The 14,025-nt window shown below is 53.3% G+C and carries 12 protein-coding genes; 7 read left to right on the top strand and 5 right to left on the bottom strand.

All coding sequences use genetic code 11. The annotated features are described in order from the left end of the window. Window positions 1–198 precede the first annotated feature (198 nt). The 7 genes from dctP to ACR0MQ_RS10905 all read left to right on the top strand — a co-directional run bounded on the left by dctP (window position 199) and on the right by ACR0MQ_RS10905 (window position 8,853). Window positions 199–1,209 (top strand): TRAP transporter substrate-binding protein DctP, encoded by a 1,011-nt coding sequence (gene dctP, locus ACR0MQ_RS10935; RefSeq protein ID WP_170774444.1) that lies wholly within the window; start codon window positions 199–201, stop codon window positions 1,207–1,209. Window positions 1,210–1,216: 7 nt separating this feature from the next. Further along, window positions 1,217–1,759, top strand: coding sequence for a TRAP transporter small permease (locus ACR0MQ_RS10930; protein ID WP_170774442.1), 543 nt, complete (start codon window positions 1,217–1,219; stop codon window positions 1,757–1,759). Then, the gene (locus ACR0MQ_RS10925) at window positions 1,759–3,051 is read left to right on the top strand and encodes a TRAP transporter large permease (RefSeq protein WP_480608084.1); all 1,293 of its coding nucleotides are present in this window, start codon (window positions 1,759–1,761) and stop codon (window positions 3,049–3,051) included. The genes ACR0MQ_RS10930 and ACR0MQ_RS10925 overlap by 1 nt, the downstream gene beginning before the upstream one ends. A gap of 17 nt (window positions 3,052–3,068) precedes the next feature. Then, window positions 3,069–3,473 carry an OsmC family protein gene (locus ACR0MQ_RS10920; protein WP_010441609.1) on the top strand — a complete coding sequence of 135 codons (405 nt, stop codon included), beginning with the start codon at window positions 3,069–3,071 and terminating at the stop codon, window positions 3,471–3,473. 49 nt (window positions 3,474–3,522) lie between these two features. Continuing rightward, the gene (locus tag ACR0MQ_RS10915) at window positions 3,523–4,719 is read left to right on the top strand and encodes a cytochrome P450 (RefSeq protein WP_480608080.1); all 1,197 of its coding nucleotides are present in this window, start codon (window positions 3,523–3,525) and stop codon (window positions 4,717–4,719) included. A gap of 191 nt (window positions 4,720–4,910) precedes the next feature. Beyond that, window positions 4,911–6,347, top strand: a complete 1,437-nt coding sequence (locus ACR0MQ_RS10910; RefSeq protein WP_480608077.1) for an aminotransferase class V-fold PLP-dependent enzyme — start codon at window positions 4,911–4,913, stop codon at window positions 6,345–6,347. Window positions 6,348–6,795: 448 nt separating this feature from the next. Next, window positions 6,796–8,853, top strand: a complete 2,058-nt coding sequence (locus tag ACR0MQ_RS10905) for an adenylate/guanylate cyclase domain-containing protein (protein WP_480608074.1) — start codon at window positions 6,796–6,798, stop codon at window positions 8,851–8,853. A gap of 265 nt (window positions 8,854–9,118) precedes the next feature. Here the strand turns inward: ACR0MQ_RS10905 and pta are convergent, their stop codons facing one another. From pta to hpaD, 5 genes are all read right to left on the bottom strand, one after another. After that, a complete protein-coding gene (gene pta / locus ACR0MQ_RS10900) occupies window positions 9,119–10,126 on the bottom strand; it encodes a phosphate acetyltransferase (protein WP_170774431.1) in 1,008 nt (335 codons plus the stop codon). A 207-nt stretch (window positions 10,127–10,333) separates the two neighbouring features. Continuing rightward, window positions 10,334–11,398, bottom strand: coding sequence for an aldolase/citrate lyase family protein (locus tag ACR0MQ_RS10895; RefSeq protein WP_170774428.1), 1,065 nt, complete (start codon window positions 11,396–11,398; stop codon window positions 10,334–10,336). 13 nt (window positions 11,399–11,411) lie between these two features. Further along, window positions 11,412–12,212, bottom strand: a complete 801-nt coding sequence (gene hpaH, locus ACR0MQ_RS10890; protein ID WP_170774427.1) for a 2-oxo-hept-4-ene-1,7-dioate hydratase — start codon at window positions 12,210–12,212, stop codon at window positions 11,412–11,414. Then, a complete protein-coding gene (locus tag ACR0MQ_RS10885; RefSeq protein WP_170774425.1) occupies window positions 12,209–13,063 on the bottom strand; it encodes a fumarylacetoacetate hydrolase family protein in 855 nt (284 codons plus the stop codon). The genes hpaH and ACR0MQ_RS10885 overlap by 4 nt, the downstream gene beginning before the upstream one ends. A gap of 91 nt (window positions 13,064–13,154) precedes the next feature. After that, window positions 13,155–14,006: a 3,4-dihydroxyphenylacetate 2,3-dioxygenase gene (gene hpaD / locus ACR0MQ_RS10880; RefSeq protein ID WP_170777039.1), complete on the bottom strand. Its 852-nt coding sequence runs from the start codon at window positions 14,004–14,006 to the stop codon at window positions 13,155–13,157. Window positions 14,007–14,025 lie beyond the last annotated feature (19 nt).

The raw sequence follows: 14,025 nt of genomic DNA, 5'->3' as shown, positions 1-14,025 counted from the left end.
TGGTTGGTCCAAACTAATTGTAAGTGCATGATTGGATTGATTTCGATTGGGAAGAATCGCACTAGGGGCGATCGTAAGCTTTAGGCGAAGTTTTCCCCATTCTTGTGGTCACCTACACAGGATAATCTGAAATCGATTGATATTTTGGTGATAATACTCACCAGGTCGCAGATATCATTTCCATCAGGAGGACACGATATGAATAGACTTATCCAAGCTGCCGCATTCGGTATTTCGAGTATTGGAGCAGCCATTTCGCCAGCGATGGCCGATGAGTGGCGCTTTAACAACTTTCTTCCGGAAACGCGCCCGGAAACGGCTGAGCTGGAGCAATTCGTCGAAGATGTGAACGGCGCACTCGCAGAAGGCTCTGAGATTACTCTCTACAGCGGCGGTTCGCTGGGTTTGCCAAACACGGATACCTTGCGTTTTTTGCCCAAAGGCGCGGTGGAAATGAGCCTGATGTGGGCCAACTATTTAGGGCGTGACGCTCCTGCGCTAAGCTCCGTAGTTGTTCAGGGCACCATCGGCTCGATCGATGAGTTCGAAAAAGCAATCCCGACAGTCCGCGATATCTATGAAGAAGAGTTTGCTGACTGGGGTGTGTCCTCAGTGGGTTATGTCGCAATCCCGATGCTGTCGGTTTCAGTTTTCTGCCGGGATGAGCCCGTGCGCACCCTTGAGGATCTGAAATCAAAGAAGCTGCGTGTCTGGGCGCGTGATCAAGTCGAAACCTTCACCCGTCTGGGTGTTGCCGCGCAGATCATCCCACAAGAAGAAATGTATGTGGCGCTCAAGACCGGGGTCGTTGACTGTGCCCTTTACCCGGCGCTCTATGCGCATACGGTTTCGTTGCAGGAAGTGGCCAAGTATGCGTCATTCCTTTATCCGATGGCATCCGGTCCATACGTAATCGGTGTGGCCACCGACAAGTGGGACGCGACGGATGAGGCGACCAAAGCGGCGATCACCGCAGCAGCAGATGATTTGTGGGACCGTACCAACCAGTATGAAGATGACTTCGAGCGTGAGCTTGCTGCCCGTGAAAAACTTGGTGAAGAGGGTGTGACCTGGGGTGAAGACTTCTCTGACGAAGACCGGGCCCTCTTTGTGTCCTCGGTAACCGAAACATGGAAAATGCTGGCGGAAGAAGCTGGTGGAAACGCACCGGCCTACCGCGAACGTATTCTGACCGCTTTGGGCCGCTAATTCAAAGATGGCAACAAGATTAAAACACTTTATTGCGCGAGGGCTGGATCGTCTGGCCCTTGCGTGTGCGGCGGCATCAGCACTGGGAATGATTGCCATTGTTGGCATTATCGTAACCAGTGTCCTGATGCGTAAGTTTGCCAACTCGCCTCTTCACATCACAGAGGAAGTGGTTGGACTGTTATTGAGCGTCTCGTTATTTTTGGGTTTGCCGATGGTCACCTTGCGGGCCAAACATGTGCGCGTTTCGCTGTTGGCCGACAGGCTAAAAGGCAAGATGCATGTCGTTGTGCAGATAGCTGCGCTGCTGGTTGGTATAGTCTTCTTTCTCTGGTTGATCGTCGAGACGATTCCTTGGTTCGAGTTTGCTTTCAAGCGCAATCTCAAGACGGAAACCACCCGAATTCTGCTCTATCCCTGGATGGCGTTAATGCCGATCTCTCTGACGCTAACCCTATTCATTTTTGTGGCCCGTCTGGTCGGTGTTCTAGACCGAGTGGATGACTCAGAAGCAGATATGGAACAAAGCTTTACCGACGAGGCCCGCTAATGTCATTTTGGCTTACTCTGATTGGGGTGCTGGTCGCCACCGCCGGTACTGGCGTCGCTTTGGGCGCCGCATTGGGCCTGACGGGGCTTATTATCATTTACTTTTTCTCAAACGGCGCGACCTCGCTTGCAATCGACGCAATCTGGAGCGTTTTCAACTCGTTCACACTCAGCGCGGTGCCAATGTTCATCTTGCTTGGTGAGGTGTTGCTGCGGAGCGGAATCAGCGAGAAAGCCTATTCCGCATTCTCGCCTCTATTTCGGCGAATTCCAGGTGGGTTGCTGCACACTAACATTGCGGTTTGCACATTGTTTGGAGCCGTCAGCGGTTCGAGCCTTTCGACAGCAGCCGCGGTCGGATCGGTTGCTTATCCTGAAATGTCCAAGCGCGGCTATGACAAAGACACCGTAGTTGGAAGTCTGGCTGGCGGAGGCACGCTGGGGCTGCTGATACCGCCGAGCCTGTCGTTCTTGATTTACGGCGCATTGACGGAAACCTCGATCGGCCGCCTGTTTGCCGCAGGCATTATCCCGGGTTTCCTAGTGGGTCTGATGTTCATGGCCTATCTCTTCGTAAAATGCTCTCGCAACCCGTCGATCGCTCCACGTGACCAGGAGCCGGTATCGTTGTGGCAAGCCTTAGCAGGCTTCAAACAGATTTGGCCACTTCTGGCACTGATTTTCGCGGTGATCGGCAGCATTGTGGGTGGTTTGGCAACGCCAACCGAAGCCGCAGGTGTGGGCGTTGTGCTGGCAGTCATTATCTCTTCGATTTGGGGGGATTTGACCTGGAAGAAATTGGTTGAGGCGGTGTATCAGTCCGTTCTGTTGTTCGCTGCAGTTGGTTTTCTGGTGCTGGGCGCAACCATTTTGGCAAAATCCACAAGTATCCTGGGTGTCCCTCAGCAAATTCTCGAGGTGGTCGCAGAAAGCGGTATGGGAACCTACAGTGTGCTGTTAATCGTCGTTCTGATTTATCTGATCCTGGGATGTTTCTTCGACGGATTGTCCCTGATGATCATGACGTTGCCGGTGGTATTCCCGCTTTTGACGGGCTTGGGATTTGATCCGATCTGGATCGGAGTAATCATCACCATCGTGATCGAGATTGGACAGGTCACACCCCCGGTGGGACTTAATCTATCTGTCCTGACGGCGCTGACCAATAATGAAGTCAGTTTGGGACGCGTCGCGGTGGCAACAGTGCCTTACTGGTTGATCCATCTGTTCGCCATTCTGGTACTGACGATGTTCCCTGCATTGGCGCTTTTCCTGCCAAATCTGCTATTCTGATAAAGGAGCTCAGCCCTGTGGTTCTGAAAGTGAGGCCCAAAAGTTTCGGACCGGTCTTTGTGTTCTTCGATGGAAGTGCACAACTCAGCTATGCCTATGGGGATACTGACGACATTATTTCTCATCCGCCGCATGAAACTCCGGTGGACACAATGATTGCGTCGCTTGGTTCATGTATCATACGTTCAGTCGAGTGGGCGGCTGCGCAACGTAAATCGCAGTTGAATCCTTTCACGGTCAAAATTGTAGGCACCAAGTCTCCTGAATTGCCCGGTCGGTTGGAGAAGGCCGAGATCACGATCATCGGCGATGTGGTGGATGATGGGGTGATGGCCACCCGCATCTTGAAGCAGGCTAAAGCTATTTGCACTGTCAGCAACTCATTGAACACCGAAGTCGAGATCAACATTCAGGCGGCCTGATCGCCTGAATGCCGCTGCCAGCCAATTTCTCGGTACAAGGAGCAGAGCCATGACCGAAACCTCTGCTGCGAGGCACGAAGTTCCCGTAGATTCCGACACGACCCTTGAAATGCTCGACAGAGATCCAGCCTCTGTCTATCGGCGTTTGCGGCGCGAAGCGCCTGTGGTCCGGATAGAGGCGATCGGCCGGATTGTTTTGACTAAGGCAGACGACACCTATCTGGCCAAAACGGATTCACAGCATTTTCATTCCTCCGATTCCAGGACGGCAATGGAACGAGCGTTTGGTGGCAACACGTTGATGCGTAAAGATGGTCCGGCGCATCTGGACGAGCGAAATGCAATGGTGGAAACCTTTCATGCTCGCCACATTTGCGATACCTGGAGGGCTAGGTTCCAAGCAGTCACTGAATTGGCTGTATCCGCTTTGCGCGATCAGACCAGAACGGACCTTCGCCAGACCTTGGCGGCTCCGCTATCGGCGCTCTACCTGCAACACGTTTTAGGCATCCAGCCTGACGATCAGGATCAACTTTTCAGTTGGGCGAATGCCTTGATCACGGGGGCCATGAACTCGGGTTTTGACCCGGCCGTATTTGCGCTCAGCGATCGTGCCAACGATGAAATGAACCGGTGTTTTGACAGGATGATCGATTTTCATCGCGAAAACCCCAATCCTTCCGTTTTGTCAGTGATGGTCAATGCGCCTAATCCACTTTCACTAAGTCAGATACGCACAAATCTAAAAATCTGTATCGGGGGCGCGGTGGTCGAAAGCCGTGATGCGATTTCAACCACGATCCACGGGCTTCTACGCAATCCGGATCAGCTAAATCACTGCATAGAATCCGATCGTTGGGACTTGGCATGTGAGGAAGGGCTGCGCTGGGTTGCCCCTATTCAGGCCAGCCCACGTATAGTTGCCAGTGAAATTGCCCTACGCGGAGTAACGTTGCCTAAAGGTGAAACAATCTTGGTTGTGCAGGGCTCGGCCAATCATGATGAAGACTACTGGCAGGACCCACATCTGTTCAATATTCATCGCCCGCTTAGTGCAAACCAGACCTTTGGGTTGGGTCCGCATCGGTGTATGGGGGGCGATCTGTATCGTCGACTGGTAAGCGATGCACTGCTGCCGTATTTGTTCCGGTGTTTTCCAAATATGCAGGCCGATCCCTCGCGGGCTGTAGAGTTCAGGGGTTTTGCTTTTCGTGGCCCGACTTCACTGCCGGTTTTTCTCCGTTGAGTTTGATAAATGCGGAGGCGGCATTGAACGAGCGCCTCGATAACGGTGTGGCAGAAACTTAGAGTTGGTGAATTAACCCAATAACAACCCTATTCTTCGTTCATAATTATCGAATAATATGCCAATGGTGATAACTTTGGGTCATATTTTTCTGTGATTACATATAAAATACTCATCAAAGGAGTATTCCCATGTCGCTTGCAGATTTTCGTAGTTCTCTAAAATCCGATAACCTTGTTCGCAACTTGCGCGAAGGCGTAATTGGCGACGGGGCAAGCATCCCGGGCCTGTTTGGCGAGGTATCACTCGTTTACGCAGATTATGTTGCCTCCGGACGGGCTCTTGCTCAGGTTGAGGACTATATCCGAGAATCCGTGCTGCCCTATTATGCCAACAGCCATACCGAAGCATCGTTCTGCGGTTCCTTTATGACCCGTCTGCGCGCCGAAGCCCGGGCTGAAATCTCGCGTCTTACTAATGCCGCAGGGTGCAGCACGATATTTACTGGTTCTGGTGCCACTTCGGGCCTTAACCGGCTTGTCGCGCTATTTGGTATCAACGACGCTGCCAAGGCTGTTGTTTTTATTGGTCCTTACGAGCACCATTCCAATCTGCTGCCTTGGCGTGAATCAAAAGCTGAAGTAGTGGAAATCCCCGAGGCCGCAGAAGGTGGCCCTGATCTGGCGCTGCTTGAAGCAGCATTGAAGGATCATGCTAACGCTGACGTCAAAATCGGCAGCTTTTCGGCAGCGTCCAATGTCACGGGTATTGTCACTCCGACCGATGAGGTCACGCGCTTGCTCAAGTCCCATGGTGCATTGTCGGTCTGGGACTACGCAGGAGCTGGTCCTTATTTGCCGATTGATATGAACCCCGCCGATGATTGCCAAAAAGACGCAGTCGTTGTTTCACCACACAAGTTTCCGGGGGGGCCTGGAGGCAGCGGGGTATTGATAGTGCGCGATGACACTGTTTGTCTGGATATCCCATCGTGGCCAGGAGGTGGGACAGTAACCTTCGTGTCCCCGTGGGATCATCGGTACTCGTCCGATATCGCAGCCCGCGAAGAGGCAGGCACTCCCAATGTTATTGGTGATATTCGCGCCGCGATGGCCTTTATAGTCAAAGACGAAATTGGTCAGGCCTTCATCTCTGCACGCGAAGCAGAGATGAACGAAATGGCATTGAAGGCCTGGTCCAAAAACCCGCAACTGACCCTGTTGGGCGTTGATCATCCGCATCGATTGCCAATCTTTTCATTTAGGGTGAACCGTACTGATGGATCGCGTTTCCACCACCAGCTTTTTACCCGCATGCTAAGCGACGTTTATGGTGTACAGGTACGAGGTGGATGTGCCTGCGCAGGTCCGTATGCGCATCGGCTTCTGGAAATAGGACAACCTGAATCCGAACAGCTATTCAGTGATCTGCGGGATGGAAAAGAGTTGCTTAAACCGGGTTGGGTACGTCTGAATTTCAGTTACCTGATGGATGACGCGAAAGTTCAGTACATCATCGATTGTGTGAACGAACTGACCGGTCGTCTCGACGAGTTGGAAGTGCGTTACATGTCCGATCCAGCAACCGCTCGTTTCGCCATCAATTCCGACGCGCTTGAAGTGGCGTAGTTGGCGATATCGAGAACTTATGGCGGTCGGACCTCCCTCCGTGGGTCTGGCCAATTTTCTTACTGTCTGATTGTGACAACAGTCGGGAACGGGTCGTTTTGCAACGATTGAAATATCGAAGTTCAGTTTCTATCACACACGGGGACTTGAACATTGAACCTGGGATTAGTGCGACTGATTTTCATTTGTACCGTGACTGGGTAGAAGTCGTTGGCCCTTCGAATTCTAAGGCGCGGGTTCGTTCAATGTGAATTGATTACGCTGCTACCAGTTTGTGTGCGATCATTCACCGAGAAAGAGGCCATTTGGCACGGCGCGTCAAATGGTCAGGCTATTTAGTGGTCAATCTGGGTAGATTGGCCATGTCGGGCCGGGGCATGAGGAATCATATGGTCGAATCGCGCAGTGAAATTGCATTTTCCCGACGATGTATCGTGTTGGAGCAGACATGCGCATCAGTGTAGGGATCGCGGTGACTCTGCTGGTTGCGTTGTCGATTGGCGTGTCAACTTTTCTGGTGCATTCGCTTTGGTGGACGACTGCACGCGAGAACAGCCGAATGCTGGCGGCTGAGATCAATAGTCAGATCGCAAATACTGTTCGGATCGAAGTTGGCCTGACCCTGAGATCTGCGGAGGCAGCCTGGGCAGCCGTGCGAACCATCTTTGTTCAGGACGTCATCGCCACGCGACAGGCCGACAAACGCGAGTTTGTCTTTCTGTCGCAACTGCAGGCGCAACCAAACATTTCGTGGATCATGTTTGGTTGGCCGGACGGGAATTACTTTGCCGCTCATCGCTTGGGGGATGGTGGGCTTGAGATGATCGAGATCGACAGCGAAATCCGAGATGGAATGCTGCGGACCGACCGATACATTTTTATTCCGGGTGATATTCAGTTCGAAGAACGGGCTTTCTCGGCGACAACCTTTGATCCGCGTGATCACGCTTGGTATCGGAATTTCATTGGCCGGGGCACTGCCGACTGGATCGAAGCCCGCGATCTGCCCGGTGGTCATAAGACGGTTTATGCGTTTGCAGGCCCCGTCGACGTAAATCGCAAGCGTCAGGGTGTTCTGGCTGTTGTCATCGAAACTGACAGGCTGTCGCGTTTTCTGGGCACACTGCGACCTGGTGAATTTGGCGCTGCATTTATTCTTGACGCTGACGGGAAAGTGATCGCAGTTCCTGATCCCGAGGCGGATGAGATCACACCTGCCCGGATGGGTGAAGGTCAGCTTTACGAAGTTGCCAAGAAGTCCGGGCAGCAACTGCTGGGGAATTCGATTTCGCGCGCGTCCATGAACTCTACAACTAGGATTGTGAACGATGGTGTGCCCTATGCAGTGGCTCTGACACCGTTGGGGTTTTATGGGTGGCGCGTGGCGACGGTTATTCCCGAGTCTGCTTTCTTGTCCGGAATCAATCAGACACTGGTGAACTTGCTCTATATTCTGGTCGGAGTTGTCGTCGTTGCAACGGCACTGGCAATTTGGCTTGTCCGAACGGTTGTCGCAAATCCTTTGGCACGCATCGTCGAAGACCTGAGCCGCGTTGAAAGATTTGATACTGAAAAGATCACCCGCAGACCCTCAAAGCTTCGCGAACTTTCGAATCTTTCAGCGGCAACCGCGAATATGGCGGCAGGCCTATCGGCCTTTCGCAAATATGTACCAACTGATCTTGTTCGGATGTTGGTTGCAGAGGGAATCAAAACGCAGCCGGGCGGAGACCTAAAGCGAATTTCAGTTCTGTTTTGTGATGTGGCTGGTTTTACAGGGCTTTCGGAAAAGCTGGGCCCCGAAATTGTTAAGTTAATGGCGCCGTTCTTCAGCGCTGCATCTTCCGCTATCGCCCGACATGATGGGACGATTGATAAGTTTATGGGTGATGCTGTCATGGCCTTCTGGGGTGCCCCGCGTGCCGACGCCGATCACGCCGAACATGCCTGCAGGGCGTCTTTGGATCTTGTCGAATCCGTTGCCGCAACAGGTATAAAAGATGATGAGGGGCGCCCCCTGAGCATACGTGTGGGACTAAATACAGGCGATGCGCTGGTCGGGAATATCGGTTCAGAAGAGCGATTGAATTATACAGCGATAGGCGACGCTGTTAATATTGCCAGCCGTCTGGAAGGTGCCAACAAGATTTATGGAACTTCGGTTCTGATCGGCCCGGAAACGCGCCGTGCTGCAGGTGATTCAATTGTGGTACGCGAGCTCGACACATTGGCAGTTTATGGTCGAACAGGTGGCCTGGTGATCTATGAGTTAATCGAAATGGCCGACAGTTCTGCGGGATCGCATTCATGGATAAAAGCTTACGAAGAAGGACTTGAGCACTACCGAAACCTCCGCTTCGAAGCGGCGATCCGGGCTTTCGAAGCTGCAGAACGAGGCCGGGGCGGAGATCAGGCTTCAACTATTATGATAGAGCGCTCAAACACCTATCTGGTGTCGCCACCACCGGTGGACTGGAACGGGGTTGCTATAGCGGACTCCAAGTGAATTGACCGGCTCGGGCGATCATCAAGAAATGGTGCTTACACCGCAGTCTCCAGCGCCGCCGAACTATACACCACGGTGCTGACCCCAAGGTTTCAGATGTAACAGATATCCAGCTTGCAAAATGCGACACGAAAGAGATCGTCTCCCGATGTTTCATTTTCAGGTAGGTGAGGGAGAGACGCATTGGCGGAGACCATTCAGACAGACCCTTCAAGTGTCTTGAAAGGGTCGCTAGCCTGTCAAAACTGAATGCCAGTTGCCTGATTTAGGATTCAATCGCCTGAAGGATGGTCACAGCGATAATCTGTGTCACATCCTCGGCACTACAGCCCCGCGAGAGGTCATTGGCTGGTTTGGCTAGGCCCTGAAGAACCGGTCCAATTGCCAGATAACCGCCTAACCGCTGGGTCATCTTATAGCCAATATTCCCGGCATCCAGATTTGGGAAAATCTTGATGTTCGCCTGTCCGGCAACTGTCGATCCGGGTGATTTGCGTTCGCCGATCGATGGAACAAATGCGGCGTCAAATTGCAGTTCTCCATCAACGTTCAATTCCGGGTGTTTCGCGCGGAGTATTTCTGTTGCGTTGACTACTTTGTCGACCGACGGGTGGCGTGCGCTGCCCTTGGTTGAAAAGCTCAGCATCGCGATTTTTGGTTCTTCCCGCAGCAAGGCACGCGCGGAAACCGCCGACGCAGCAGCAATACTCGCCAATTCTTCCGAATTCGGGTCTATTACTAATCCGCAGTCAGAATACAGCATCGCACGTGCACCGGGTTGTGCGTTTTCGGGCGGGTACATCAGAAAAAAGGATGACACCATTCCAGCGCCAGGTTTCATGCCAATGACCTGAATTGCAGTTCTGACAACATCGCCAGTTGTATGTACCGCTCCTCCCACTGTGCCTGATGCGTGTCCGAGTCTCACCAGCATCGCCGCATAGACCAATGGCGTTTCCGCCGCCTGCCGCGCTTTGGCTTCGTCAACACCCTTGTGTTTTCGCAGGTTATAATACTCGGCTGCAAAAGCCTCAGTCAGGGAAGATTGGGCCGGGTCGTGTATCGAGATACCGTCGCCTGCTGATGCGCCCTCGGCGTGCAATGCGGCTTCAACCTCTGTTTTTGGTCCGACCAGAATGATATCGGCGACACCCGCACTATGTGCCGCCAGCGCCCCTGCTACTATCCGCGGGTCTGCTCCTTCGCTCAGCGCTACAACAGGGCGGGTTGTCGGCGCATTCGCCTTCAGCAGCTCGATTGGCGTCAAGGTCATCGGTACCCGTCCTTCTCCACTAGAATTGGCAGCAACGCTCGGTTGAGGACATTGGAGTACACCAATTGGCTTGCCCGTAGTTGCACTGCGCCGGTTCGTCTCACAAACAATGGTTTTGTTCAATGCGTCAAACGGCGCGACGCTGCCAGTAAGCGACCAGAAGTGGGCAAGTTGTTGACTCGTCGCTGTCAAATCTGCGTGAACGGATCAGGAAGAACTCTGATCCCAGATCGGCGTGCAGTCTTCGCGGAAGGCGAAGCGTAAGAGGTGTTGTTCAATAATCTGTTTCCAATGCTCCAGATCACCGCGCGCGCCCGTTGTAGCGACAATCGACAGATAGTCTTGGGTCGCCGACATCTCGACAGATTTGCCATCCGAGAAGTTGATCCGGCCGTGCGTCTCGCTGAATTCAACCTCGGCCTTGTGCGACCAGTGCTTGCAGAGTTGTTGCAGATATTTGCTGCTGTTGGCCGAGGTCATCCGTCCCGATGCTGTCTGGTCAGGAAGCAGGCTCAACGCTTGTTGCGCGCTCGTGCGAATAGCACTAGCAAACCGGGTTACATCAATGTCGGTGGCTACAAAGGTTGCACCCAGATCAAGACATTGGCGTTGCATCTCGGGGTCCGTGGTCAGAATGCCTGCCGCCTTGCCAGCGGCCACTGTGCGTTTTATGGCATCAAGCACGGCGGCTTTGACCTCTGGGTGTCCTGCCTGGCCGATATGGCCCATATCAGCAGCCAGATCTGCTGGTCCAATAAAGACCCCGTCAACCTCGGTCTCCAGTATTCCGTCAAGTGCCGCCATGCCGGCACGGTTTTCAACCTGAACGATCAGACATATCTGGTCATCTGCAGTGGTGAGATAGTCGTCGATTGCGGCGAACATCGACGCCCTAGCTAAAGACGAACCGACACCGCGTGACCCAATAGGCGGATACCGAACCGCCCGAACCAGTTCTTCTGCCTGATCCTTAGTTTCAACCATTGGTACAAGGAGACTTTGAATACCCGCATCCAGATATTGCTTGATCAACCATGTTTCGCCGATTGGTAAGCGGGCGAGTGGTATGCTGTCGGAGGCTTCAATCACGCGCACCTGTTCCAGTATCGAGCGCAGATCATTCGGGGCATGTTCGCCATCTACTAGCAGCCAATCAAATCCGGCGGTTGCCGAGATTTCGGCGGCGTATGGACTTGCCAAGCCAATCCAGCAGCCCAATTGGGGGCGTTTTTCTTTTAGCGCGATCTTAAAGCGGTTTGTTGGGGCAGGCATGGCGAACTCTCTTTTAAGCGAAGCGAATGTCAACGGACCCAAACGCGCCGAAATCAGCATGGATTTCGGTCCCGGAAGGGCATTCGACCGGTCGGATAAAACTACCGGACAGGATAATCTGGCCGGGCTCAATGCTTTGGCCATACGTGGCCATGCGGCGCGCCAGCCAAACAACGCTTTCGATTGGGTCGTTCAGCACACCCGCTCCCAGTCCGGTTTCTTCGATTTCACCGTTGCGAAATGTCAGAGCTCCGACCCATCGCAGATCGGCAGCATCGATCTTATGACGCGCAGCACCCAACACAATGCCAGCATTGGCCGCATTGTCACTGATGGTATCGAACACGGTTCGGGTCTTGCCGGTCTCGGGGTCTACACGCTGGATCCGCGTATCGAGAATTTCGATGGCAGGTGCGACATAGTCAGTGGCGGCAATCACATCTTCTCGGCTCACGTTGGCTCCACCCAACGGAGATTTGGTGACAAAGGCGATCTCAGCTTCGATGCGGGGCTGAATGAATCGGTCGGCAGGCACGGTTGCGCCATTGTCAAAGATCATGTCGTCAAACAGAATACCGCTGTCAGGGATATCGATGTTTAGCGCGTATTGCATCGCTTTCGAGGTTAGGCCGATTTTCCAACCAACCACGCTGCGACCCTCGGCCAACTTGGCGCGGTAGATGGCGTTTTGAACCTCATAGGCATCATCCATCCCCATCTCAGGATGACGCAAAGACAGAAGGCCGATCTGATTGCCGCTGCGTTCGGCGTCAAGCAAGTCTGCAGCGGCTTTTGCATGCTCGGCGGGCGTCATACAATTTCATCCTCGATGCCATTGCGCAAAGTCCCAATGCCTTCGACTTCGATTTCGACCACGTCGCCGGGCTTGAGGTATTTAGGCGGATCAAACCGCGCACCCGCGCCTGTGGGCGTGCCGGTAACGATTATATCCCCAGGCTGCAGGGTCATGAAGGTCGAGATATATTCGATCTCGCGTCGGATCGGAAACATCATGCGGTTCAGCGTATCGTCCTGACGTACCTCTCCGTTGACGCGGGTGACGATACGGGCGTCATCCAGCTGAGAGGCGTTGGTAAATGGCACCAGCCACGGCCCGATGGACCCAGAACGATCCCAGTTCTTGCCTTGCGTGACGTTAAATTTCGCGTGCCGGACCCAATCGCGGATCGTGCCTTCGTTGCACAGTGTCAGCGCTGCAATATGGTCATAGGCCTGATCCTGAGGGATACGTCGCCCCGTTTTGCCGATGACAATCGCAACCTCGCCTTCGTAGTCCAATGTGTGGTTTTCGGGAGGACGAACGAGGTTTTGTTCATGGCCCGTAAATCCACTGGCGAAACGTGGAAACAGCGACATGTATTTCGGTTGCGCGCTGCCATCTTTGTACTCGGCATTCCGATCAGGGAAATTTACTCCAACGCACAGGATGCGCCGCGCATTGGGCATGACCATTTCATACGTGAACTCGGTGTGTGTCACAGATTTTCTGTTGGCAACCGACTCTAGCTGGTCCAATGCACCTGCAGCTATAACATCATACAGAGATGGCCAGTGGGGAAAATCCGGCGAAAGGGCGATCATGCCCTCATCGGTAACAGCCCCGTAGAATAGTTCTTCATTGGCTGTGTAAGTTGCATAGCGCATTGATTTTTGTCCTCGTCAGCGGGGTCCGGTCTCATGCTGAAATTCAACTATTAGCCGCCACACTCAGGTTCTGATTCAGCAATTCGAGGGTTCAAACAGGGAAGATGACATTGGTCTGTCCGGTACCCGAGCTGGGGAAGTACTCAGTCACGACCTCGCACTTCTTGTCATAGGCATCCCATCCAAGTGCGCCATACAGCATCGCCGTATCGTGCATCGAACCTTCACCACAGCAGAAATTGGCATAGTCGCCCAGCATCTTGAGGAATGTGGTGTGGTCGCCGTTCTTCCACATTTCAAGAACGTGCAAGTCCATCTGGCGGTTGAATTCCGAGCTGATGGTAAATGTGCCGTTATTGGCAGCGTAATCCTTGTTGGCCCAGATCTTGTGCGACAGGGAACCGGACGCGACCAGCAGCACCTTCTCATCGCTGGCCTCGACCGCCTCGCGAATGGCTTCACCGATGATCCGACTTTCGTCGTGATCGTGAACCGTGGCCCAAGCAGCGACGGAGACGACCTTCATGTCATGCTCGCGGCTCATGAACCGCATTGGGACCAAAGTGCCATATTCCAGTTCAAGACTGTCCAGATGATGCGCAAGCGTATAGGCGCCCTTATCCGATGCGATTTTGGCAATCGCATCCCCCATTTCCGGGTTGCCCCGATACGAATAAGGCAGGTTTTGAATGAACTGAGGGAATTCGTTTGAGGTGAACAGCCCCTCGAACTTCTCGTTCGCGTTGATGTGGAACCCGGCATTGATCACCCAATGGGTGTCACAAATAACCACTGTGGTTGCACCCAGCTCTTTCGCGCGACGTGCGATTTCGCGGTGACCATCAATGGCTGGCTGACGTTTGCCTTTTATCGGCCCTTCCTGCTCGGACATAAGCAGCGTGGGTACGTGGGTCATCTTTGCAGCAAGAACGATTTCGCCCATGATCTCCTCCTGAATTTTC

The organism is Ruegeria sp. AN6, assembly GCF_056540425.1.
The sequence above is the reverse complement of the archived record's forward strand: the minus strand, read 5'-3'. Positions and strand labels throughout refer to the sequence as shown.